Origin of the sequence: Streptomyces sp. A012304 (assembly GCF_026008495.1) — a bacterium.
GTDB lineage: Bacteria > Actinomycetota > Actinomycetes > Streptomycetales > Streptomycetaceae > Streptomyces.
In genome coordinates this window covers 258,911-282,286 of sequence record NZ_BQUN01000200.1, presented here as the reverse complement: position 1 = coordinate 282,286, position 23,376 = coordinate 258,911, and the positions used below count along the sequence as shown (strand labels likewise).

General features: G+C 73.6%; 22 protein-coding genes. 19 read left to right on the top strand and 3 right to left on the bottom strand.

The window, feature by feature from the left end; all coding sequences use genetic code 11:
* Nucleotides 1-463 precede the first annotated feature (463 nt).
* Nucleotides 464-1,027 (bottom strand): hemerythrin domain-containing protein, encoded by a 564-nt coding sequence (locus ALMP_RS41270; protein WP_264937146.1) that lies wholly within the window; start codon nt 1,025-1,027, stop codon nt 464-466.
* Nucleotides 1,028-1,391: 364 nt separating this feature from the next.
* On the opposite strand from ALMP_RS41270, the gene ALMP_RS41265 reads away from it, so the two are divergent.
* From ALMP_RS41265 to ALMP_RS41210, 12 genes are read left to right on the top strand one after another with little or no spacing between them, the layout of a single operon-like run.
* A complete protein-coding gene (locus tag ALMP_RS41265; protein ID WP_264937145.1) occupies nt 1,392-2,387 on the top strand; it encodes an NAD-dependent epimerase/dehydratase family protein in 996 nt (331 codons plus the stop codon).
* 55 nt (nt 2,388-2,442) lie between these two features.
* Complete coding sequence (locus tag ALMP_RS41260; RefSeq protein ID WP_264937144.1) at nt 2,443-4,077, top strand: carbamoyltransferase C-terminal domain-containing protein; 1,635 nt, start codon at nt 2,443-2,445, stop codon at nt 4,075-4,077.
* The gene (locus ALMP_RS41255) at nt 4,074-5,087 is read left to right on the top strand and encodes a glycosyltransferase family 2 protein (protein ID WP_264937143.1); all 1,014 of its coding nucleotides are present in this window, start codon (nt 4,074-4,076) and stop codon (nt 5,085-5,087) included. The genes ALMP_RS41260 and ALMP_RS41255 overlap by 4 nt, the downstream gene beginning before the upstream one ends.
* On the top strand, nt 5,084-5,671 hold the full coding sequence (locus tag ALMP_RS41250) for an HAD-IIIA family hydrolase (RefSeq protein WP_264937141.1): 588 nt from the start codon (nt 5,084-5,086) through the stop codon (nt 5,669-5,671). Before ALMP_RS41255 ends, ALMP_RS41250 begins: the two co-directional genes overlap by 4 nt.
* Nucleotides 5,668-6,675 carry a glycosyltransferase family 9 protein gene (locus tag ALMP_RS41245; RefSeq protein ID WP_264937140.1) on the top strand — a complete coding sequence of 336 codons (1,008 nt, stop codon included), beginning with the start codon at nt 5,668-5,670 and terminating at the stop codon, nt 6,673-6,675. Before ALMP_RS41250 ends, ALMP_RS41245 begins: the two co-directional genes overlap by 4 nt.
* Nucleotides 6,672-7,634, top strand: a complete 963-nt coding sequence (locus ALMP_RS41240; RefSeq protein WP_264937139.1) for a glycosyltransferase — start codon at nt 6,672-6,674, stop codon at nt 7,632-7,634. The genes ALMP_RS41245 and ALMP_RS41240 overlap by 4 nt, the downstream gene beginning before the upstream one ends.
* Complete coding sequence (locus tag ALMP_RS41235) at nt 7,631-8,863, top strand: glycosyltransferase (protein ID WP_264937138.1); 1,233 nt, start codon at nt 7,631-7,633, stop codon at nt 8,861-8,863. Before ALMP_RS41240 ends, ALMP_RS41235 begins: the two co-directional genes overlap by 4 nt.
* Entirely contained in the window at nt 8,860-9,501 is a 642-nt protein-coding gene (locus ALMP_RS41230; protein ID WP_264937137.1) for an SIS domain-containing protein, read from the top strand. The genes ALMP_RS41235 and ALMP_RS41230 overlap by 4 nt, the downstream gene beginning before the upstream one ends.
* Nucleotides 9,498-10,928 carry a D-glycero-beta-D-manno-heptose 1-phosphate adenylyltransferase gene (gene rfaE2 / locus ALMP_RS41225; RefSeq protein WP_264937136.1) on the top strand — a complete coding sequence of 477 codons (1,431 nt, stop codon included), beginning with the start codon at nt 9,498-9,500 and terminating at the stop codon, nt 10,926-10,928. The genes ALMP_RS41230 and rfaE2 overlap by 4 nt, the downstream gene beginning before the upstream one ends.
* Entirely contained in the window at nt 10,925-11,926 is a 1,002-nt protein-coding gene (locus ALMP_RS41220; protein ID WP_264937135.1) for a glycosyltransferase family 9 protein, read from the top strand. The genes rfaE2 and ALMP_RS41220 overlap by 4 nt, the downstream gene beginning before the upstream one ends.
* A complete protein-coding gene (locus tag ALMP_RS41215; RefSeq protein WP_264937134.1) occupies nt 11,916-12,830 on the top strand; it encodes a glycosyltransferase family 2 protein in 915 nt (304 codons plus the stop codon). Before ALMP_RS41220 ends, ALMP_RS41215 begins: the two co-directional genes overlap by 11 nt.
* Complete coding sequence (locus ALMP_RS41210; protein ID WP_264937133.1) at nt 12,827-13,735, top strand: glycosyltransferase family 2 protein; 909 nt, start codon at nt 12,827-12,829, stop codon at nt 13,733-13,735. Before ALMP_RS41215 ends, ALMP_RS41210 begins: the two co-directional genes overlap by 4 nt.
* A gap of 32 nt (nt 13,736-13,767) precedes the next feature.
* On the opposite strand, the gene ALMP_RS41205 is transcribed toward ALMP_RS41210, so the two are convergent.
* Nucleotides 13,768-13,977 carry a hypothetical protein gene (locus tag ALMP_RS41205; RefSeq protein WP_264937132.1) on the bottom strand — a complete coding sequence of 70 codons (210 nt, stop codon included), beginning with the start codon at nt 13,975-13,977 and terminating at the stop codon, nt 13,768-13,770.
* Between the two features lie 5 nt (nt 13,978-13,982).
* Nucleotides 13,983-14,498, bottom strand: a complete 516-nt coding sequence (locus ALMP_RS41200) for a DUF1360 domain-containing protein (RefSeq protein ID WP_264937131.1) — start codon at nt 14,496-14,498, stop codon at nt 13,983-13,985.
* A gap of 304 nt (nt 14,499-14,802) precedes the next feature.
* Here ALMP_RS41200 and iolC point away from each other — a divergent pair, with 304 nt between their 5' ends.
* Genes iolC through ALMP_RS41165 form a run of 7 tightly spaced genes read left to right on the top strand, consistent with a single transcriptional unit; the run spans nt 14,803 to nt 23,376 of the window.
* Nucleotides 14,803-15,813, top strand: coding sequence for a 5-dehydro-2-deoxygluconokinase (gene iolC, locus ALMP_RS41195; protein ID WP_264937183.1), 1,011 nt, complete (start codon nt 14,803-14,805; stop codon nt 15,811-15,813).
* A complete protein-coding gene (locus ALMP_RS41190; protein ID WP_264937130.1) occupies nt 15,810-16,691 on the top strand; it encodes an aldolase in 882 nt (293 codons plus the stop codon). Before iolC ends, ALMP_RS41190 begins: the two co-directional genes overlap by 4 nt.
* Nucleotides 16,688-17,566, top strand: a complete 879-nt coding sequence (gene iolB / locus ALMP_RS41185; protein WP_264937129.1) for a 5-deoxy-glucuronate isomerase — start codon at nt 16,688-16,690, stop codon at nt 17,564-17,566. Before ALMP_RS41190 ends, iolB begins: the two co-directional genes overlap by 4 nt.
* Nucleotides 17,566-19,449 (top strand): 3D-(3,5/4)-trihydroxycyclohexane-1,2-dione acylhydrolase (decyclizing), encoded by a 1,884-nt coding sequence (gene iolD / locus ALMP_RS41180; protein WP_264937128.1) that lies wholly within the window; start codon nt 17,566-17,568, stop codon nt 19,447-19,449. The genes iolB and iolD overlap by 1 nt, the downstream gene beginning before the upstream one ends.
* A gap of 12 nt (nt 19,450-19,461) precedes the next feature.
* Nucleotides 19,462-20,958: a CoA-acylating methylmalonate-semialdehyde dehydrogenase gene (locus tag ALMP_RS41175; protein ID WP_264937127.1), complete on the top strand. Its 1,497-nt coding sequence runs from the start codon at nt 19,462-19,464 to the stop codon at nt 20,956-20,958.
* A gap of 27 nt (nt 20,959-20,985) precedes the next feature.
* Entirely contained in the window at nt 20,986-21,936 is a 951-nt protein-coding gene (locus tag ALMP_RS41170; RefSeq protein WP_264937126.1) for a sugar phosphate isomerase/epimerase, read from the top strand.
* Nucleotides 21,937-21,945: 9 nt separating this feature from the next.
* Complete coding sequence (locus ALMP_RS41165; RefSeq protein WP_264937125.1) at nt 21,946-23,376, top strand: sugar porter family MFS transporter; 1,431 nt, start codon at nt 21,946-21,948, stop codon at nt 23,374-23,376.

Genomic DNA, 23,376 nt, shown 5'->3' with positions numbered 1-23,376 from the left:
GGAAAGGGGTGCGGAAGACACAGAGCGGTACCCGAGGGGCGAGCGAGGCAGTCAAAGGGGTCGGCGGAACCGAGGAACGCCGGCTGCGCTGCACGGCCGCTCCACCTGATCGGTCACGGCGCGGACCATCGTGGCAGACGGGGTGGGGCAGGCGGCGGCACCGCGCCCCGCCGCGCGCCCGCCGGAACCCCAATCGCCTTCGGCCTTCGGGTATTTGGTGTGTCGAGTGTGCTTGCTCACAAGCCCCAGCGCCGCACCCGCCCGGTGCCGTCCGTCGTGACGGCGACCACAATCACGTCGGTCCGAAGGCATACGAAACGGGTCGGCCTGAAGGCATGGACGGATGGACGGATGGACGGGTCGGACTGGAGGCACGGACGGGTGGACGGGTCGACCTGAAGGCATGCGGACGGGTCCGTCGCGACGGCGACGGACCCGGGCTGGTGCTGAGGCGCGCGCCGCCTCAGCTCTCCTTGCCCCGCCCGCTCAGCATGTCCCGCATCCGGTCGACCAGTCCGGTGCCCGGCGCGAGCAGCTTGTTGGCCGGCGGCTTGTCCGGGGCGGAGGGGTGCGGACGCGTGGGAGCCATCTTCTTCGCCTGGCGGACCTTGTCGCCCAGGTCGTCGAGGGCTTCCGGCGGGCAGGCCTCGCGCAGCCGCGGGAAGAGGTTGCCCTCCTCGTCGGCGATGTGCGCGCGGATCTCGCTCATGAGCATGCCGATCAGCCGGTCGAACTCGGCGTCGCCGGGGCGGCAGCTCTCCAGGTCCTTCATGATCTGCTCGGCCTTGGCGTGGTCCTCGAGTTCCTTGTCCGCCAGGGCGTCACCGCCGGCCACGTGCTCCCGCACGGCCGGGTAGAGATACGCCTCCTCGGCCACCGAGTGCCGTACCAGCTCCATCGTGACCTGGTCGGCGTACGTCTTGCGGTTCTCGTCGCCGAACGGCAGCGCCTCGATCCGGCCGAAGAGTTCCTCGACCTCCCGGTGATCGGTCACCAGTTCGTCGATGACGTTCCCACCGTGACCCATGTCCTTCACCTCCAGCCTCGACGGACGGCTCCCGGGCGGATCCGTCACGGGCCCCGAGTGCCCCGCGGGTCCGGGTCGACACGCCCCGGCGATCGGCGCCGCCCGTTCCGGGACCGGCCGGAGTCGCGCCGGAGTCGGTGCTTCCGCACAATGGGATCAACAGAACAGGGATCAACGTGTGAAAGCTACTGGCACGGGAACCCAGTGCCGGTGCCGTCGGGAAAGCGGCGGCCGACCAGGGCGGTGCCGTCGTCCGGCACGTCCGTGAGTCCTGCACCTGAACTGTCTTCACAGCCCCCATGCCGCGCCGGACCCCGTGCGCCCGGCTCTTCAGCGCCTCCGTGTGCGGCTGAAGGGAAGTCCCATGACTGAACCGATCTCTCCTCTGCCCTGGCGTCGCGCCGTGGTGACCGGCGGTGCCGGTTTCCTCGGCAGCCATCTGTGCGAGCGCCTGCTGAGTTCAGGCGCTGAAGTCGACTGTGTGGACAACCTGCTGTCCGGTTCACGTGCCAATGTCGCGCATCTGGAGGGGCTCCCCGGTTTCCGGTTCGTGGAGTGCGACGTCTCGGGTCCGGACTGTGTGCGGCGCCTGGAGGGGCCGTACGACCTGGTCCTGCACTTCGCGTGTCCGGCGTCCCCAGCCGACTATCTGCGGCTGCCGCTGGAGACGCTGGACGCGGGCAGCCTGGGCACCCGCTCGATGCTGGCGGTCGCGGAGCGCGACGGCGCCCGGTTCCTGCTCGCCTCGACGTCCGAGGTGTACGGCGACCCGTTGCAGCATCCGCAGCGCGAGGACTACTGGGGCAACGTCAATCCCGTCGGTCCGCGCAGTGTGTACGACGAGGCCAAGCGGTTCGCCGAGGCGCTGGTCACCGCCCATGTCCGGGCCCGGGGCGCCGACGCGGGCATCGTCCGTCTGTTCAACACCTACGGGCCGCGGATGCGGGCCCACGACGGCCGGATGGTGCCCACCTTCGTCTGCCAGGCGCTGGCCGGGGAGCCGCTGACGGTGGCGGGCGACGGCGGTCAGACGCGGTCGCTGTGCTACGTGGACGACACGATCGACGGTGTCCTGCTGGTGGCGGCGAGCCACTCGGTGCGGCCCGTCAACATCGGCGGCAGCGACGAGGTCACGGTCCGTGACATAGCGCGCCGGGTGGTGGAGCTGACGGGGTCGTCCTCGCGCATCGAGTTCGTCGACCGTCCCGTCGACGATCCGCAGCGCCGCCGCCCGGACACCGCCCTCGCCCGTGAGCTGCTGGGCTGGGCGCCCAAGGTGCCCTGGGAGGAAGGCATCAAGCACACGATCGCCTACTTCGCCGCGACGCAGCCGGCCCCGGAGCCCGCGCCGCGGCTCTGAGGCGCCCACGGACCACCGACCACGCCCACGGACGACGGACCACGGAGGCCCCCGTATGCGAGTTCTGGGAATCAACGCCCTTTTTCATGACCCCGCCGCCGCCCTGGTCATGGACGGGCGGATCGTGGCGGCCGCGGAGGAGGAACGCTTCAGCCGTCGAAAGCACGGGAAGCGTCCCGTCCCCTTCTCCGCCTGGGAACTGCCCGAACTGTCCGCCCGCTGGTGCCTGGAGCAAGCCGGGCTCGAGCCGTCCGAGCTGGACGCGGTCGCCTACTCCTACGATCCCGAACTCGCCCGCCCGGCGGACCGGTTGGGGCTGGACGATCCGTGGGACCACCTGCGGCAGGAGTACGCGCGCCGCGCCCCCGAGTTCCTCGCCGAGGCCCTGCCCGGGCTCGACCCGGCCAAAGTCCGCTTCGTCGCCCACCACGTCGCCCACGCCGCCTCGGCCGGGCAGGCCTCCCCGTACCCCGACTGCGCGGTGCTGGTGCTCGACGGCCGCGGCGAGTGCGGCTCCCACCTCGCCGGCCGCTACGCGAACCGTGAACTGACCGTGCTGGGCTCGCAGTCGCTGCCGGACTCGATGGGCCTGTTCTACGAGGAACTCACCCAGCATCTGGGATTCCTGCGCAGCAGCGACGAGTTCAAGGTGATGGCCCTCGCCTCCTACGGCGAGCCGCGCCACCTCGACCGGCTGCGCGAGTACGTCGGCTCGGACGGCGAGGGCGGTTTCCGGGCCCGTCCCGTGCCCTGGTCGTCGCTGGTGCCGCCGCGTCCCGCGGGCGCCCCCTGGACGCGGGACCACGCCGATGTGGCGGCGAGCGCGCAGGCCTGTCTGGAGGAGGTCCTGCTCGACCAGGTGCGGTGGCTGCACGAGCGCACCGGTGAGGACGTGCTGACCCTCGCGGGCGGGGTGGCGCTCAACTGCGTGGCCAACACCCGGCTGCACCGGGAGGGGCCGTTCGACCGGATCTGGGTGCAGCCGGCGGCCGGGGACGCGGGCACGGCCCTGGGCGCGGCGCTGCACGTCGCCCACCAGAAGGAGACGGTCGAGGCCATGCCGACCGCCGCCCTGGGCCGCGGCTGGAGCGACGACGAACTGCGCGCCTGGCTGGAGCGGGCGGCGGTGCCCTACGAGGAGCCCGACGACATCGCCGAGGCCGTCGCCGAGGAGCTGGCCCGGGACGGCGTCGTGGCCTGGTTCCAGGGGCGCAGCGAGTACGGTCCCCGGGCGCTCGGGCACCGTTCGCTGCTGGCCCACCCCGGGCGGGCGGAGAACCTGGAGCGCCTCAACGCGGTGAAGGGCCGCGAGGAGTTCCGGCCGGTCGCGCCGATGGTGCTGGCGGAGCGGGCCGCGGAACTCTTCGACGGGCCGCTGCCCAGCCCCTACATGCTGTTCGTGCACGACGTGGCCGAGGAGTGGCGGGAGCGGATCCCGGCCGTCGTCCACGTGGACGGCACCGCCCGGATCCAGACCGTGGACCGGGCACAGGAGCCGCTGGTGGCGCGGATGATCGACGGCTTCGAGCGGCGGACCGGGCTGCCGGTGGTGGTCAACACCAGCCTCAACACGGCCGGGCGTCCCATGGTCGACGATCCACGGGACGCCCTGGAGTGCTTCGGCTCCGCGCCGGTGGACCTGCTCGCGCTCGGGCCGTTCGCCGTCTGGCGGAAGAAGGTGTTCGCATGACGGACACGCCCGCCGTGCCGGACGCCCCCGCCTACTCGGTCGTGATCCCGACGATCGGGCGGCCCTGCCTCGCGGACTGTCTGCGGGCGCTCGCCGCGGCCGACGGCCGTCCGCCCGAGGAGGTGTTCGTGGTCGACGACCGCCCGGATCCCGCCGCCGAGCTGCCGCTGGAGGCGGCCGGCGGGCTGCGCGGACGCGTGCGGACCCTGCGCTCCGGCGGTCGCGGCCCGGCGGCCGCCCGCAACACCGGCTGGCGCGCGGTCGGCACGCCGTGGACGGTCTTCCTCGACGACGACGTGCAGGTCCTGCCGGACTGGGCACGGCTGCTCGCGGAGGACCTGACGGCGGCCGGCCCGACCACGGGCGGCGTCCAGGGCCGGCTGACCGTCCCCCTGCCCGAGGACCGCAGGCCGACCGACTGGGAGCGGGGCACGGCCGGGCTGGAACAGGCCGCCTGGGCCACCGCCGACATGGCGTACCGCACGGCCGCGCTGGCCGACGTCGGGGGCTTCGACGAGCGGTTCCGCCGGGCGTTCCGCGAGGACGCCGACCTGGCGCTGCGGGTCCTGGCGGCCGGCTGGAGCCTGCGGCGCGGCCGCCGCACGACCCGCCATCCGGTACGCCCGGCGGACCGCTGGGTGTCGGTGCGGGCCCAGCGCGGCAACGCGGACGACGTCCTGATGACCCGGCTGCACGGCCGTGACTGGTGGACCCGCGCCGAGGCGCCCCGGGGCCGGCTCCCCCGGCATGTGCTGGTGACGGCCGCCGCGCTCGCCGCGTCCGCCTGCGCGTTGGCGGGGCGCCGCCGCGCCGCCGTCGGCGCGGGGCTGCTGTGGACGCTGGGCACGGCCGAGTTCGCGATGGCCCGCATCGGCCCCGGACCGCGTACCCGGCACGAGATCACCACCATGCTCGGCACGAGCGTGCTCATCCCCCCGCTCGCCGTCGCCCACTGGATCGACGGCCTGCTGCACCACCGCGGGGCGGTGCCGATGGGAGGCAGGCCATGAGCCACGCCACCGGCGCGCGCCCCGCGATCCGCCCGGGCACGCCTGCCCACGCACCGGTCGCCGCCGTCCTCTTCGACCGCGACGGCACCCTCGTCGAGGACGTCCCCTACAACGGGGACCCCGACCTGGTGCGTCCGGTCCCCGGCGCCCGGGAGGCGCTCGGGCTGCTGCGGGCCGAGGGCGTCGCGACCGGCGTGGTCAGCAACCAGTCGGGCATCGGACGAGGACTGCTCACGGACGCCGAGGTGCGGCGGGTCAACGCCCGCGCCGACGCGCTGCTCGGCGGCCTCGGCGTCTGGGTGTACTGCCCGCATCTGCCCGACGACGGCTGCGCCTGCCGCAAGCCCCGGCCGGGGCTGGTGCTGGAGGCGGCCCGGCGTCTGGGGGTCGCGCCCCGGGACTGCGTGGTGATCGGCGACATCGCGGCCGATGTCCTGGCCGCCCGTGCGGCCGGCGCCCGGAGTGTCCTGGTACCGAACGCGGCGACCCGGCCGGAGGAGGTCGAGGCGGCGCCGTGCACCGCCCGCGACCTGCTGACCGCCGTCCGCCTGGTGCTGGCCGCGGCCCGGGGAGGCCGGTCGTGAAGGCGCTGGTGGTACGCCTCGACAGCTTCGGCGACGTGCTGCTCGCCGGGCCCGCCGTCCGCGCGGTCGCCGCGCACTGCGCGCGGGTGACGATGCTGTGCGGCCCGCAGGGCGAGCCCGCCGCCCGGCTGCTGCCCGGCGTCGACGACGTGATCGTGTGGTCGGCGCCCTGGGAGGGGGTGGACCCGCCGACCGTCGGAGAGGCCGACGTGGACGGTCTGGTGCGGCGCCTGCGGGAAGAGGCGTTCGACGTCGCCCTCGTCCTCACCTCGTTCCACCAGAGCCCGCTGCCCACGGCCCTGTTGCTGCGGCTGGCCGGCGTCGGACGGATCGGCGCCGACAGCGTCGACCACCCGGGCAGCCTGCTCGACGTACGCCACCGACGGCTGCCCGGCCGGCACGAGGCGGAGGCGGCGCTCGACACCGCCGTCGCGATGGGCTTCCCGCCGCCCCCGGGGGACGACGGGCGGCTGCGCGTCCTGCCGCCGCCCGACACCATCGCGCTGACCGGCAACGGCCCGTACGTCGTCGTCCACCCCGGGGCCAGCGCGCCCGCCCGCGCCTGGAGCCCCGCCCGCTGCGCCGAGGCGGTGGCGCTGCTCGCCGACGCGGGCCACCGGGTGATCGTCACCGGCGGGCCCGGCGAGACGGACCTCACCCGGCGGGTGAGCGGGGACACCGCGGTCGACCTGGGCGGCAGGACACGGCCGCGCACCCTGGCCGGGGTGCTGCGCACGGCGGACGTCGTGGTGTGCGGCAACACCGGTCCCGCCCATCTGGCCGCGGCCGTCGGCACCCCGGTGGTGTCGCTGTTCGCGCCGGTCGTCCCGGCGGAGCGGTGGGCGCCGTACGGGGTGCCCACTGTGCTGCTCGGTGACCAGTCGGCGCCGTGCGCGGACAGCCGCGCCCGGCACTGCCCCGTGCCGGGCCATCCGTGCCTGGACGAGGTCACCGGCCAGGACGTGGTGCAGGCGGTGCGGAAACTCCTGAAGGAGCGTGCATGAACATCCTTGTCTGGCATGTACACGGCTCGTGGCTGACGTCGTTCGTCCAGGGCCCGTACACCTTCCTCGTCCCGGTGACGCCCGACCGCGGGCCGGACGGACTGGGGCGCGCCAGAACGTGGGAATGGCCGCGCACGGTGCGGGAGGTGGCCCCCGCCGAACTGCGGGAGGCGGACATCGATCTCGTGGTGCTCCAGCGTCCGCACGAACTGGAGCTGGCCCGGCGGTGGACGGGCCGGCGGCCGGGCGTCGACGTGCCCGCCGTGTACGTCGAGCACAACAGCCCGCACGAGTCGCCCGTCGACACCCGCCACCCGCTGGCCGACCGCACGGATGTCACGCTGGTGCACGTCACCCACTTCAACCGGCTGATGTGGGACAACGGCCGCGCGCCGACCGCGGTGATCGAGCACGGCATCATCGACCCCGGCCATCTGTGGACCGGTGCGGAGCCGCGTGCCGCCGTCGTCGTCAACGAGCCCGTGCGGCGCGGCCGTACGACGGGCACGGACCTGCTGGCCGACGTCGCGCGCACGGTGCCGCTGGACGTCTTCGGCATGCGCACCGAGGGACTCGCGCGGCACCTCGGGCTGCCGGACGACCGGTGCCGCGGCCGGGACCTGCCGCAGGGCGAGCTGCATCCGGCGATGGCCCGCCGCCGGCTCTATCTGCATCCCGTCCGGTGGACGTCGCTCGGGCTGTCCCTGCTGGAGGCCATGTTCCTCGGGATGCCCGTGGTGGCGCTCGACACCACCGAGGTGCGGGAGGCCGTGCCGGAGGGGGCGGGGGTGGTCTCCAACCGGTTCGACGTGCTGCACGACGCCGTCCGCAGCTTCCTCGCGGACCCCGCGCACGCCCGGCAGACAGGGGAGGCCGCCAGGGCCGCGGTACAGGCCCGGTACGGAGAACGGCGTTTCCGCGACGACTGGGAGCGTCTGATCAAGGAGGTCACCCGATGAGCACCAGCCACCCGACCGCCCGCGTCGCCATGGTCTCCGAGCACGCCAGCCCGCTGGCCGAGCTCGGCGGTCCGGACGCGGGCGGGCAGAACGTGTACGTGGCCCAACTCGCCGGGCGGCTGGCCCGCCGGGGGCACGAGGTCGTCGTGTACACCCGCCGCGACGACCCCCGGCTGCCGGAGCGCGTCACCACGCCCGAGGGGGTGAAGGTGGTGCATGTGCCCGCCGGGCCCGCGGCTCCCATACCGAAGGACGAACTCCTTCCGTACATACCGGAGTTCGGGGACTGGCTGGCGCGCGAGTGGGCGACGGAGACGCCGGATGTGGTGCACGCCCACTTCTGGATGTCCGGGATGGCGGCGGTGGCGGGGGCCCGCGCCCTGGGGGTGCCGGTGGTGCAGACGTATCACGCGCTCGGCACCGTGAAGCGGCGCTACCAGGGCTCCGCCGACACCAGTCCGCCGCAGCGGATCGCGATCGAGACGGCGGTCGGACGGGAGTGCGCCGGCATCATCGCGACCTGCCAGGACGAGGTGACCGAGCTGGTCGCGATGGGCCTGCCCCGGACGCGTATCTCGGTGGTGCCCTGCGGGGTGGACCCCACGCTGTTCGCGCCGGTCACCGGTGCCCGGCGGCCCGTGTCCGCACCGCGCCGGCTGCTCTCGGTCGGCCGGCTGGTCCCCCGCAAGGGCTTCGACCGGGCGATCCGCGCCCTGGCCGAGGTGCCCGGCGCGGAACTGCTCGTCGCCGGCGGGCCCGAACCGGCCCTGCTGGGCGCCGAACCGGAGGCGGAGCGGCTGCGGGCGCTCGCCGAGGAGTGCGGGGTGGCCGACCGGGTGACCCTGCTGGGCGGGGTGAGCCCGGCCCGGATGCCCCGGCTGATGTCCGGCGCGGACCTGGCGCTGTCCCTGCCCCGTTACGAGCCGTTCGGGATCGTGCCGGTGGAGGCCATGGCCTGCTGCGCGCCCGTGGTGGCGACCGCCGTGGGCGGGCAGCTCGACACCGTCGTCGACGACGTCACCGGCGTCCTCGTGCCGCCCGACGACGATCACGACCTGGCCGCCACCGTCCGCGGTCTCCTCGCCGACCCGGCCCGGCTCGCCCGGTACGGCGCCGCCGGCCGACGCCGCGTCCTCGCCCGCTACACCTGGGACCGCGTCGCCGACGGCGTGGCCCGGGTCTACGGCGCCGTCTCCTCCGTCCCCTCGCTCTCGGGAGTGGTCCGATGAAACTCGCCACCGACGTCACGCACTGCGACGACCTGATGAAGGCCCTCGTGGGCTTCCGCGAGTACGCCGCCCCGGTGATCCAGCGGTGGGGCGGCGCCCTGGCCGAGCGCCTCGGTGCGGGCTCCCGGCTGCTGGTCGCGGGCAACGGCGGCAGCGCCGCCCAGGCCCAGCACCTCACCGCCGAGCTGGTCGGCCGCTACCGCGACGACCGGCCGCCGTTCTCCGCGCTCGCGCTGCACGCCGACACCTCCTCCACCACCGCCATCGCCAACGACTACGGCGTGCAGGAGATCTTCGCCCGGCAGGTCGCCGCGCACGGCCGGGCCGGGGACCTGCTGATGCTGCTGTCCACCAGCGGCGCCAGCGCGAACCTGCGGGTCGCGGCGACCGAGGCGCGGCGCCTGGGCATGACCGTGTGGGCCCTGACCGGTCCGGCGCCCAACCCGCTGGAGGGCGCGGCGGACGCGGCCCTGTGCGTGGACGCGGCGACGGCCGCCACGGTGCAGGAGCTGCACCTGGTGGCCGTCCACATGCTCTGCGAGACCTTCGACCTGGCCGTCGAACGGCGGACGGCCGTCGAGCGGCGGCGCGCGGCCGCGGACCGCTGGACCGCGGTGGCGGGGAAGGACGGCGTATGAGTGCCCCGGCCCCGCTGCTCGTCGTGGGGGACGCGCTGCTCGATCACGACCTGTGCGGACGGGCGGAGCGGCTGGCTCCCGACGCGCCCGTGCCGGTCGTCAGCGAGGCCCGGCGCACCACCCGGCCGGGCGGGGCGGCGCTCGCCGCCGCGCTCGCCGCGTCCGACGGCAGGCCGGTCACGCTGGTCACCGCGCTCGGCGACGACGAGGCCAGCGCGTCCCTGGTGCGGCTGCTGGCCGACCGGGTGCGGGTGGTGCGGCTGCCGCTGACCGGCGCACTGTCCCGCAAGACCCGCATCCTCGCGGGAGGCACGCCGCTGCTGCGCCTGGACGACGGCGAGGGCCGTGCCCGGGAAGCGACGGACGAGGCGCGGCGGGCCGTCGCCGAGGCCGGTGCCGTCCTGGTCGCCGACTACGGCCGGGGCACCGCCGAGGTGCTGCGCGAGGCGCTCGCGTCGGCGGCCGCGCGGGTGCCCGTGGTGTGGGATCCGCACCCGCGCGGCGGGCCGCCGGTGCCCGGCGCGCGGCTGGTGACGCCGTCGGCGAGCGAGGCGCGGGCCTTCGCGGGCGGCGAGCCCCCCGCGGGCGGCGGCGATCTGCGGACGGCGGCGTCGGACGCCGGGGCGCTGGTGCGTGCCTGGCGGGCCGTCTCGGTGGCCGTGACGCTGGGCGGGCGGGGCGCGCTGCTGTCGCACGGGGAGACACCGCTGCTGGTGCCGTCGCCGGTGACGGCCGAGGGCGACGCGTGCGGCGCCGGCGACCGCTTCGCGGCGACCGCGGCGGGGCTGCTCGCGGACGGCGAGCTGACGGAGACCGCCGTGCGGGAGGCCGTGCACGCCGCCACGCGGTATGTCGCGGAGGGCGGTGTGCGCTCGCTGGCCGCGCACGACCCGGACGCCGTCCCGGCGGCCGACGGCGAGCCGACCGAGGACGCGCTGCGCACGGCCGCCCGGGTGCGGGCGGCGGGCGGGACGGTGGTCGCCGCCGGCGGCTGCTTCGACCTGCTGCACGCCGGCCATGTCGCCCTGCTCCAGGCCGCCCGCCGTACCGGCGACTGTCTGGTGGTGTGCGTCAACTCGGACGCGTCCGTGCGCCGCCGCAAGGGCGGCGGCCGCCCGCTCGTGCCGGTGGCCGACCGGATCCGGGTGCTGCGCGCCCTGGAGTGCGTCGACGCGGTGGCCGTGTTCGACGAGGACACCCCGGAGCGGCTGCTCGGCGAACTGCGCCCGCACATCTGGGCGAAGGGCGGTGACTACGCCCTTCAGCGGCTGCCGGAGGCGTCACTGGTGGAGAGCTGGGGCGGGCAGGTCGTGCTGTTCCCGTACCTGGACGGCCGTTCGACGACGGGCCTGGCGGAGAAGGCCGCGCGGTCACCGAAGCGGGCCGGGCAGGCGACCGGCTCCGCGCGGGAACGGGGGCGCGGGTGACGCCCCGACTGCTGGTCCTGCGCGCGCTGGGCCTCGGCGACCTGCTCGCCGGGGTGCCGGCGCTGCGCGGCGTCCGCCGCGCCTTCCCCGGGCACCGTGTCGTGCTGGCGGTCCCGCCCGCGCTCACCGAGCCCGCGCTGGCCACCGGCACGGTGGACGCGGTCCTGCCGGCCGAGGCCCCGGGCCGGGGCGTGCCGTCGCTGACCCATTGGACGGGCCCGCCGCCGGACGTCGCGATCGACCTGCACGGCAACGGGCCGGAGAGCCGCGACGCCCTGGCCGCCCTCTCCCCCGGCCGTCTGCTGGCCTTCGCGCAGTCCGGCCCGCGGACCCCGCTGTGGCGGCGGGACGAGCACGAACGCGCTCGCTGGTGCCGCTTCCTCGCGGCGTACGGCATCGCCGCCGACCCCGAGGACGTACGGCTGCCCCCTCCCGCCGCCGCCTCGCCGGCGCCCGGCGCGGTCGTCGTGCACCCGGGGGCGGAGGCGGGCTCCCGCCGCTGGCCGGCCGAGCGGTACGCCGCCCTCGTGCGGAGTCTCTCCGGGAGCGGCGCGCGTGTCGTCGTCACCGGTGGCCCGAAGGAGGACGCGCTGGTGCTGGACGTCGCCGCCCGGGCCGGGCTGCCCGAGCGGGACGTGCTGCGCGGCGGGCTGCCGTTCGGTGAGCTGTCGGCGCTCGTGGCGCGGGCCGCGCTCCTGGTCAGCGGCGACACCGGCCTCGCGCATCTCGCCGTGGCGCACGCGACGCCCTCGGTGACGCTGTTCGGGCCGGTGTCGCCACGGCTGTGGGGGCCGCCGCGCTCCGCACGCCACATCGCCCTGTGGAAACCCGGGCCGCCCGGCGACCCGCACGGCGACCTCCCCGACCCGCGGCTGCTGCGCATCGGGGCCGAGGAGGCGATCGCCGCGGCGCTGAGCCTGCTGGAGGACGGCGAGCCACGGGGGGAAGAGCCATGGAGGGAAGAGTCGTGGAGGGGGGACGAGGCCCGTGTCCGCTGAGCCGGTCCGTGACCTTCCGGACGGCCGGGTCACGGTCGCCGTGATCACCCGTGACCGGTGCGCCGGCGTGCTGCGGACCCTGGACGCCCTGACCGCGCTGCCGGAGCGTCCGCCCGTCATCGTCGTCGACAACGGCTCCGGTGACGGGACCTTCGAGGCGGTGCGCCGGCACCCGGTGGTCACCCGTGTCCTCAGGCCCGGGCGCAACACGGGCGCGCTGGGCCGCAACCTCGCGGTACGGCAGGCCGACACGCCGTACGTCGCGTTCAGCGACGACGACTCCTGGTGGGCGCCCGGCGCGTTGCGGCGGGCGGCCGACCTGCTCGACGCCCATCCCCGCCTGGGCCTGGTGGCCGCCCGCACGCTGGTCGGTCCCGAGCAGGCGGAGGACCCGCTCAACACGGTGCTCGCCGCCTCTCCCCTGCCGCCCGAGCCCGATGTCCCGGGCCGCCCGGTGCTGGGGTTCCTGGCCTGCGCCTGTGTGGTGCGCCGCGAGGCGTTCCTGGGGGCGGGCGGCTTTCACCCCGTGCTGTTCTTCGGCGGTGAGGAGACCCTGCTCGCCTACGACCTCACGGCCCGCGGCTGGGGTGTCACCTACGAGCCCTCCCTGACGGCCCACCACCACCCCGAGCCCGGCGGGCGCGACGGGCGCAGCCATCTGATGCGGCGCAACGAGGTGCTGACCCTGTGGCTGCGCCGCCCCCTTTCCGCCGCCCTGCGGGCCAGCGGGCGTCTGGCGGCCGCAGCGGCCGTCGGCGAGCCCGGCGCCCGCCGCGCCCTGCGCGAGGCGGCGGCACGGCTCCCGGCCGCGCTCGCCCGGCGCAGGCGGCTGCCCCCGCGCGTCGAGCGCGCGGCCCGGCTGCTGGACGGATGGACCCCGACGCGGAACGGCGGGCCGGTATGAGCGAACCGACGAAGGACACCCGCACCACGGTCGTGGTGATCACCCACAACCGCCGTACCGAGCTCCTGCGCACCCTCACCCTCCTGCGCGACCTGCCCGAACGGCCCCGGGTGATCGTCACCGACAACGCCTCCGCCGACGGCACGGCGGCGGCGGTCCGGCGCGCCTTTCCCGAGGTGCTGCTGCTGGAGCCCGGCGTCAACCTGGGCGCGGTCGGCCGTAACCTGGCGGTACGACACGTGCGGACGCCGTACGTGGCCTTCTGCGACGACGACACCTGGTGGGAGCCGGGGAGCCTGCGGCGGGCGGCGGACCTGCTCGACGAGCGGCCGGCCCTGGCCGGGGTCACGGCCCGCATCGTGGTGGAGCCGGACGGCACCGAGGACCCGGTCGTCAAGGAGCTGCGGGAATCGCCCCTGGCCGGGCCGGAGAGTCTGCCGGGACCTGCGCTCGGCTCGTTCCTCGCGGCGGCGACCGTGATGCGGGTCGACGCCTTCCGGGGCGCGGGCGGTTTCCACCCCGGGCTGTGGCTCGGCGGCGAGGAGGAGCTGCTGGCCACGGACCTGCTGCGGCAGGGCTGGTGGCTGAGCTACGTCGAGGAGCTGACAGTCCATCATCAGGCGTCGAAGCTGCGGGACAGCACAGCCCGCCGGGTCCTCGGCCTGCGCAACACGCTGTGGTTCACCTGGTTGCGCCGACCGCTCCTGCCGGCCCTGCGGCGCACCCTCGACCTGATGATCACCGTCCCCCACGACGTGGCCTCGGCCCGTGCCTTCGCGCGTGCGGCGGCCGGGCTGCCATGGGTGCTGAGGCAGCGCTCCCCGGTGCCGCCGGAGATCGAACAGCGCATCGCGACGCTGCAACGGGCCCGGCGGCACTCGTCCGCGCGCCGGTACGTCGGGTGACTCCCTCCGGTGTGCCGAGCGACTCCCGGCCTTCAGCTGCCGGTGCCGGCGCCCGTGCCGGTGGTGGTCGCTTCATCGACGTCGGCGTCGACATCGACGTCGGTGTCGATGTCCGTGCCGGTGTCGCTGTCGTCCCGTTCGCCCTCGGCCTGGGAGGGCGTGGAGCGTTCCGGATCCGGCCGGGTGTCCTCGTCGTCCCGTTCGCCCTCGGCCTGGGACGGGGTGGGGAAGGACTCGGTCATGGCACTCACTCCTCTGTGCTCTGCTGCGTCCAGGTCCACGCGTACTGGAGCCAGTCCGCCAGGGTGACGGCGCCGAGGCCCGCGCAGACCAGTCGGGTGCCCCGGGGCGTCCAGGCGTAGGAGCCCACCAGCGCGCCGGCCACCCAGACCGAGGTGCAGAACGGACAGGACACCAGGTCGCCGACGGCGCGCCGCACCCCCCTGCCCCGGGGTTCGTCCAGGACCTCGCCGGCCAGGGCGTCGTCGGCGCGGCGGGTGAACGGCGCCCGAAGGAAGCTGGTGACCTTGTCCCTGGTCAGCAGCCGGGACGCCTTGTAGGTCGCCGTGCCCATGAGAGCGACGTCCCAGGGCGGCACCTCCCGGGGCAGCCGTACGCCGTGGCGCCGGGCGAGGCCGGCGTAGAGGGCGGCGCCGGCCGTGAACCCGGCCACGAGCAGGGCGTAGCCGCCGAGGGGCGCGGTGTCCCGGTCGTCGTCGCGGTCGTCGACCCTGTCCTCGTAACGCTCGGCGTCCTCGGTCATGGCACCTCCTGGAGCACCCCGGCCTCCCCGTGGAGGCGCGCCCCGAGTTCCCCCGGGCGACGGCGCGACACGTCTTCGGCCTGGGACACCGGCGGGCCGGTTCCTCGGTACGGACCCCCTCGAAATCTCTCGGCAACAAGCTATTGACATGACATTTGAACAGGGGCCATCGTACTCGCACTAGAGCGCGCTAGTAGAGCGCGACAGAGAGCGTCTCGGGCGGCTCTCCAGCAGTCCTTTTCCGCGACCAAGTCTTCTCCGTGACCACTCCCCGGAGTCCCCGGAGCGAAGGGAAACCAGCGTGATGCCGTTCGAAGTGCTGACCATGGGCCGTGTGGGGGTGGACGTGTATCCGCTCCAGACGGGCGTGGGGCTGGCGGAGGTCACGTCGTTCGGCAAGTACCTGGGAGGCAGCCCGGCGAACGTCGCGGTGGCCGCCGCCCGGTACGGGCGCCGCTCGGCCGTCGTGACCAAGACCGGCCGGGACCCGTTCGGCGACTTCGTCCGCTCGGCGCTGGCGGGTTTCGGCGTCGACAACGGCTTCGTCGGTGTGTCGGGCATCGCCCCGACTCCGGTGACGTTCTGCGAGATCTTCCCGCCGGACGACTTCCCGCTGTACTTCTACCGGCTGCCGAAGGCACCCGACCTGGACATCCGCCCCGAGGAACTGGACCTGACGGCGGTCCGTGACAGCTCGATCTTCTGGATGACCGGGACCGGTCTGAGCGAGGAGCCGAGCCGCTCGGCCACCCTGGCCGCACTGGAGCACCGGGCGAAGGCGGGCACGACGGTGTTCGACCTGGACTGGCGGCCGATGTTCTGGGCCGACCCCGCCCAGGCCCGTTCCTTCTACGCCGAGGCGCTGCGGCACACCACCGTCGCGGTCGGCAACGTCGAGGAGTGCCAGGTCGCCACCGGTGAGCGCGAGCCGTACGCGGCGGCGAAGGCGCTGCTGGCGGCCGGGGTGGAACTGGCCGTGGTCAAGCAGGGGCCCAAGGGGGTGCTGGCCATGGACCGCGACGGCTCCGTCTGCGAGATCCCGCCGGTGCCCGTGGACGTGGTCAACGGTCTGGGGGCCGGTGACGCCTTCGGCGGCGCGCTGTGTCACGGGCTGCTGTCCGGGTGGGACACCCGCCGCACGATCGCCTTCGCCAACGCCGCCGGCGCGATCGTCGCCGGCCGGCTGGCCTGCTCCGACGCCATGCCCACCCAGGCCGAGGTCGACACCAGACTCCGCGAGGCCGGCCTCGGCCCCGTCCAGGCCTCCACCGAAGCCACCACCGAAGCCTCCACCCAAGCCGAACGAAAGGCATGAGCGACGTGCTGTCCGACAATGTGAGCCGGATCGTGGAGGCCCGGGTCAACGACCCCGGCGCCATCGCGGCAGCCGCCGCCCGCCGCACCAAGGCCACCTCCCTCCTCGGTGAGCACGGCAAGGCGATGATCGTCGCCGCCGACCACCCCGCCCGCGGCGCCAACGGCGTCGGCGGCGACCCGAACGCCATGGCCGACCGCTTCGAACTGCTGGACCGGCTGTGCACCGCACTCGAACGCCCCGGCGTGACGGGGGTGCTGGCGACGGCCGACATCCTCGAAGACCTGCTGCTGCTCGGCGTGCTGGACGGCAAGAGCGTCTTCGGGTCGATGAACCGCGCCGGGCTGGCCGGGTCGGTGTTCGAGATCGACGACCGGTTCACCGGTTACGACGCCGAGACCATCGCCGCCATGGGCTTCGACGGCGGGAAGATGCTCACCCGGATCGCCCTGGATGATCCGAACACTCCGTCCGTCCTGGAGAACACCGCGCGGGCCGTCGACGAACTGAACGACCGTCAGCTCATCGCCATGGTCGAGCCGTTCCTGTCCTCCTGGCAGGACGGCAGGATCCGCAACGACCTCTCGACGGACGCCGTCGTCAAGTCGGTCACCATCGCCTCGGGACTGGGCCGCCGCACCGCCTACACCTGGCTGAAGCTGCCGGTCGTCGACGACATGGAACGAGTACTGGCCTCCTCCACCCTGCCCGCGTTGTTGCTGGGCGGCGAGGTCAAGGACCCGGACGCGGCGTTCGCCTCCTGGGGCAAGGCGCTGAAGCTGCCCACCGCGCAGGGCCTGGTCGTCGGCCGGTCGCTGCTCTACCCCTCGGACGGCGATGTCGCCGGGGCCGTGGACCGGGCGGTGAGCCTGCTGTGACCCCGGCGAACAAGTACCACCTGCCACAGGGCACGTCGGCCGACGGCCCCTACGACCTTCTGGTCACGCCGGAGACGGCGGGCTGGGGACACTCCGGCCTCAGGGTCCTCACCCTGCGGCCGGGGCAGGCGCACACCCTGTCCACCGGGGAGTCCGAGTTCCTGGTTCTTCCGCTGACCGGCGGCTGCGCCGTCGCCGTCGACGGACAGACCTTCGAACTCGACGGCCGGACGGACGTGTTCGCGTCGGTCACCGACTTCGCATACCTCCCCCGCGAGTCGGAGGCCACCCTCAGCAGCGCGTCCGGCGGGACGTTCGCGCTGCCCTCCGCCCGTACCGAGCGGAGCTCGCTCTCCGCCCGGTACGGGCGCAAGGAGGACGTGCCCGTGGAGCTGCGTGGCGCGGGCGCGTGCTCGCGGCAGGTCAACAACTACTGCCTGCCCGGCACCTTCGAAGCCGAGCAGCTGCTGGTGTGCGAGGTGCTCACCCCGGGCGGCAACTGGTCGTCGTACCCGCCCCACAAGCACGACGAAGCCCGACCCGGGACCGAGTCGGAGCTGGAGGAGATCTACTACTTCCAGGTCGCCGGCGAGCACGGCTTCGGCTACCAGCGGGTCTACGGCACCGAGGACCGGCCCATCGACGTGCTCGCCGAGGTCCGCTCCGGCGACACCGTCCTCATCCCGCACGGCTGGCACGGCCCGTCCATCGCCGCGCCCGGCTACGACCTCTACTACCTCAACGTCATGGCGGGTCCGGGGCAGGACCGCGCCTGGCTCATCTGCGACGACCCCGCCCATGGATGGGTCCGCACGACCTGGGACACCCAGGACATCGACGACCGGCTGCCCTTCGGAGCCGAGGAGAACGAGTGATGGAAACGATCAGGCTGACCACGGCCCAGGCCCTGGTCCGTTTCCTGGCCGGCCAGTACAGCGAGCGTGACGGCCAGGAACAGCGGCTGATCCCCGGCGTGTGGGGCATCTTCGGACACGGCAACGTCGCCGGCGTCGGACAGGCCCTGCTCCAGGCCGCCGTGACCGGCGAGGCCGACCTGCCCTACTACCTGGCCCGCAACGAGCAGGGCATGGTCCACGCCTCCGTGGCCTACGCCAAGATGCGCGACCGGCTCGCCACCTTCGCCTGCACCGCCTCCACCGGCCCCGGCTCCACCAACATGATCACGGGCGCGGCGCTGGCGACGACCAACCGGCTGCCGGTTCTGCTGCTGCCGAGCGACATGTTCGCCACCCGGGCCGCCGACCCGGTTCTCCAGCAGCTGGAGGACACCCGAGGCGGGGACGTCACCGTCAACGACGCCTTCCGCGCCGTGTCGAAGTACTTCGACCGGATCTCCCGCCCCGAGCAGCTGATCCCGGCCGCGCTCGCGGCGATGCGGGTGCTGACCGACCCGGTCGAGACCGGCGCGGTCACCCTGGCGCTGCCGCAGGACGTGCAGGCCGAGGCGTACGACTGGCCGGTGTCGTTCTTCCGGCGCCGGGTGTGGCACATCGGCCGCCCGGTGCCGGAGCCGGCCGCGATCGCGCGGGCCGCGAGGCTGCTGCGGGGCGCGCGCAGGCCGCTCGTCGTCGCCGGCGGCGGGGCGGTGTATTCGGGTGCGGAGACCGTGCTGCGGGCGTTCGCGGAGGCCACCGGCGTTCCGGTCGCGGACACGCACGCCGGCAAGGGCGCCGTGCCGTGGGACCACCCGTACGCGGTCGGAGGCATCGGTTCGACCGGCTCGTACGCGGCGAACGAGCTGGCGCGTGAGGCGGACGTCGTCCTCGGCATCGGCACCCGCTACTCCGACTTCACCACCGCCAGCCACACCGTCTTCGGCAACCCGGACGTCACCTTCGTCAACCTCAACGTCGCGCGCCTGGACGCCGTCAAGCACTCGGCGGAGCCGCTGGTGGCCGACGCCCGCCTGGGCATCGAGGCCCTCGCCGGAGCGCTCGCCGACTGGGAGGTGGACCAGGAGTACCGGGATCACACACGCCGGCTCATCGCCCGTACCCGGGAGATCGAGGACGAGTGCTTCGCCCCGGACCGCAATACCGGTGACCTGCCCGCGCAGACGCAGATCCTCGGCGCCCTCAACGACGTCCTGGGCGACCGGGACGTGGTCATCAACGCGGCCGGCTCCATGCCGGGCGATCTGCAGCAGCTGTGGCGGGCCCGCGATCCGAAGGCCTACCACGTCGAGTACGCCTACTCCTGCATGGGCTACGAGGTCGCCGCCGGCGTCGGCGCGAAGATGGCCGACCCCTCGCGCGAGGTCGTCGTCCTGGTCGGCGACGGTTCCTATCTGATGATGGCGCAGGAGATCGTGACCATGGTCTCCGAGGGCCTGAAGGTCATCGTCGTCCTCGTCCAGAACCACGGCTTCGCCTCCATCGGCGCCCTCTCCGAGTCGCTGGGCTCACAGCGCTTCGGCACCAAGTACCGCTACCGCGACGACGGCTCGGGCCTCCTCGACGGCGAGGTGCTGCCCGTCGACCTGGCCGCCAACGCCTCCTCCCTGGGCGCGGACGTCCTGCACGCGACGTCCGTGGCGGAGTTCCGCAGCGCGATGGAGAAGGCCAAGGCCGCCACGCGTACGACCGTCGTCCACGTCGAGACGGACCTGTACGGGCCCAACCCGCCCGGCCACGGCTGGTGGGACGTCCCCGTCAGCCAGACCTCCGCCCTCGACACCACCCGCACCGCCTACGACACCTACGCCGCACACAAGCAGGCCCAGCGCCACTACCTGTAAGGACACCCACACGTGACAACCATCCCCCACTGGATCGACGGGGCACCGGCCTCCGGCACGGACACCGCCCCGGTGTTCAACCCGGCCACCGGCCAGGAACAGGCCCGGGTGACCCTCGGTGGAGCCGCGGACGTCGACGCCGCGGTCACCGCCGCCGCGAAGGCCTTCGAGTCCTGGTCGGAGTCCTCGCTCAGCCGGCGCACCCAGGTCATGTTCGCCTTCCGCCACCTGCTCGTCGAGCACGAGGAAGAACTCGCCCGGATCATCTCCGCCGAACACGGCAAGACCGTCGACGACGCCCGCGGCGAGATCGTCCGTGGCCGCGAAGTCGTCGAGTTCACCTGCGGACTGGGCGACGCGCTGAAGGGATCCTTCTCCGACCAGGTCTCCCGCGGCATCGACGTCCACGACTTCCGCCAGCCCCTCGGCGTCGTCGCCGGCATCACCCCCTTCAACTTCCCCGCCATGGTCCCCCTGTGGATGCACCCCATGGCCATCGCCACCGGCAACACCTTCGTCCTCAAGCCCAGCGAGCGCGACCCCTCCGCCGCCAACTTCGTCGCCGACCTCTACCAGAAGGCGGGACTGCCCGACGGCGTCTTCAACGTCGTCCACGGCGGCAAGCCCGCGGTCGACGCGATCCTCGCCCACCCCGGCATCGAGGCCGTCTCCTTCGTCGGCTCCACGCCCATCGCCAAGTACGTCCACCGGACCGCCACCGCGCACGGCAAGCGCGTCCAGGCCCTCGGCGGCGCCAAGAACCACGCCGTCGTCCTGCCCGACGCCGACCTCGAACACGCCGCCGGCCACATCACCGCCGGCGCCTACGGCTCCGCCGGCGAACGCTGCATGGCCGTCTCCGTGGCCGTCGCGGTCGGTGACGCGGCGGACGGGCTGGTGGAAATCCTGGAGCGCAAGGCCCGCGAGGTGAAGGTCGGTCCCGGCGACCGGCCCGGTACCGAAATGGGCCCCCTGGTCACCAAGGCCGCGCAGGAGCGGGTGGAGAACGCGGTCGGCACGGCGGCGGCGCAGGGCGCCACCGTCGTCGTCGACGGCCGCGGACTCAAGCTCGACGACGCCGCGTACGCCGACGGCTTCTTCACCGGCCCCTCCCTTCTCGACCACGTCACCACCGAGATGGAGGCCTACCAGGAGGAGCTGTTCGGCCCGGTCCTGGCGATCGTCCGCGTCGACAGCCTGGACGAGGCGATCGACCTCGTCAACGCCAATCCCTACGGCAACGGCACCGCTCTCTTCACCGCTTCCGGGGAAGCCGCACGCCGATTCCAGCGCCGCATCAAGGTCGGCATGATCGGCATCAACGTCCCCGTCCCGGTCCCGATGGCCTACTACTCCTTCGGCGGCTGGAAGGACTCCCTCATCGGCGACTCGCCCATCCACGGTCCCGAGGGCCTGCGCTTCTACACCCGTCCCAAGGTCGTCACCACCCGCTGGCCCCGACCCGCCCAGAACACCACCGCCGGTTTCGACTTCCCCACCTCCAACTGACCCGTCCCCCTCCCCGAAGGACATGTCATGGCAACGGCGCCATCCCCTCTCCGCACCACCGTCGGCAACCTGTGCCTGGGCTCCGCCCCGGACTCCTGGGGTGTCTGGTTCCCCGAGGACGAGCAGCAGGTGTCGTACACCCGTTTCCTCGACGAGCTGGCGCAGGCCGGCTACCAGTGGCTGGAGCTCGGCCCCTACGGCTACCTCCCCACCGACCCGCAGCGGCTCAAGGAGGAGCTGGCGTCCCGTGGGCTCCAGGTCTCCGGCGGCACCGCCTTCGGCGCGCTGCACCGGCCCGAGGCGTGGGACGAGATGCTCGCCCATGTGCGTCAGGTCGCCACGCTCACCGCCGCCGCGGGCGCCCACCACTTGGTGCTCATCCCGCCCATGTACCGGGACGAGAAGACCGGTGCGTTCACCGAGTCGCCCGAGCTGACCGCCGAGCAGTGGGCGGGCTTCGGCAAGGCGGCCGACCGGCTGGGCAAGCTGCTGCTCGACGAGTACGACGTGCGTTTGGTGATCCACCCGCACGCGGACAGCCACATCCAGACCCAGCCGGAGATCGAGCGGCTGCTGAACGAGTCCGACAGCCGGTACACCAACCTCTGCCTGGACACCGGGCACGTGGCCTACGGCGGCGGCGACAACGTCGACCTGATCCGCCGGTTCGGGGAGCGCGTCGGCTACGTCCACATCAAGCAGATGGACCCCGACATCCTCGCCCAGGTGGCCGCGGAGAACCTGTCGTTCGGGGAGGCCGTCAAGCGCGGGGTGTGCGTGTCACCGCCGGCCGGTGTGCCGAACCCGGCCGACGTGGTCGCCGAACTCGCCAAGCTCGACGCCGAGATGTTCGTGATCGTCGAGCAGGACCTGTACCCGTGCGCTCCGGAGGTGCCGCTGCCGATCGCGCTGCGCACCCGTGAGCATCTGGCCGGCTGCGGCCTGTCCGGTACCCGGCGCCCGAACACCGACCGGTAGGAGGGGGCCATGGACCTCAGGGACGACGCGACTCAGGCCCCCGCTTCCGCGCCGAAGACCGACGCCCCGCCCGCCGTCACCCGGCGGCTGCGGCTCATCACCGTGATCGCCACCTTCGGCGGCCTCCTGTTCGGCTACGACACCGGTGTCATCAACGGCGCCCTGCCCTACATGTCGGACGACCTGGGCCTGACCCCCTTCACCGAGGGCATGGTCACCAGCTCGCTCCTGCTGGGCGCGGCCCTGGGTGCGGTGGTCGGCGGGCGGCTGTCGGACGCGCGCGGCAGGCGCCGTACGATTCTCGCTCTCGCGGTGGTGTTCTTCGTCGGGGCGCTCGGCTGCACGCTCGCGCCGACCACCGCGGTGATGGTGGTGGCACGGTTCGTGCTGGGCCTCGCGGTCGGCGGCGCCTCGGTGACCGTGCCGGTCTATCTGGCCGAGGTCTCGCCCGCGGAGCGGCGCGGCGCGCTGGTCACCCGTAACGAACTGATGATCGTCACCGGGCAGTTGCTCGCCTTCACCAGCAACGCGATCATCGCCGACGTCGGCGGGGAGTCCGGCGGCGTGTGGCGCTGGATGCTGGTCATCGCCACGCTCCCGGCCGTCGTGCTGTGGTTCGGCATGCTGGTCATGCCGGAGAGCCCGCGCTGGCTGGCCTCCAAGACGCGCTTCACCGAGGCGCTGGAGGTCCTCAAGCAGGTGCGCTCCCAGCAGCGGGCCGAGGCCGAGCTCGCCGAGGTCTCCGCGCTCGCCGTCAAGGAGGAGCGGGAGAAGCTCGGTGGCTGGCAGGACATGAAGTCCACACCGTGGCTGCGCAAGCTGATGTTCGTCGGCTTCGGCATCGCGATCGTGCAGCAGATCACCGGCGTCAACACGATCATGTATTACGGCACGGAGATCCTCAAGGACGCCGGTTTCACCTCCGACAGCGCGCTGACCGCGAACATCGCCAACGGTGTGATCTCGGTGCTCGCCACCTTCGTGGGCATCTGGCTGCTCGGCCGGGTCAACCGCCGCCCCATGCTGATGACCGGTCAGATCGGCACGACGGCGGCCCTGTTGCTGATCGGTGTCTTCTCCCTCGCTCTGCCGTCGGGCGACGGCCGGGCGTACGCCGTGCTCGCCATGACGGTCACCTTCCTCGCCTTCCAGCAGGGCGCCATCTCGCCGGTGACCTGGCTGATGCTGTCGGAGATCTTCCCGATGCGGATGCGCGGCTTCGGCATGGGCGTCGCGGCCGTGGTGCTGTGGCTGACCAACTTCGTGATCGGCCTGGTCTTCCCGTCCCTGGTCGACGGCATCGGAATCTCCAACACCTTCTTCCTCTTCGTGGTGGCGGGCGTCTTCTCCCTCACCTTCGTCAAGCTCTACGTCCCCGAGACCAAGGGACGCTCCCTCGAAACCCTGGAAGCCGAACTCCGGGCGCGCTTCTCCAAGTGA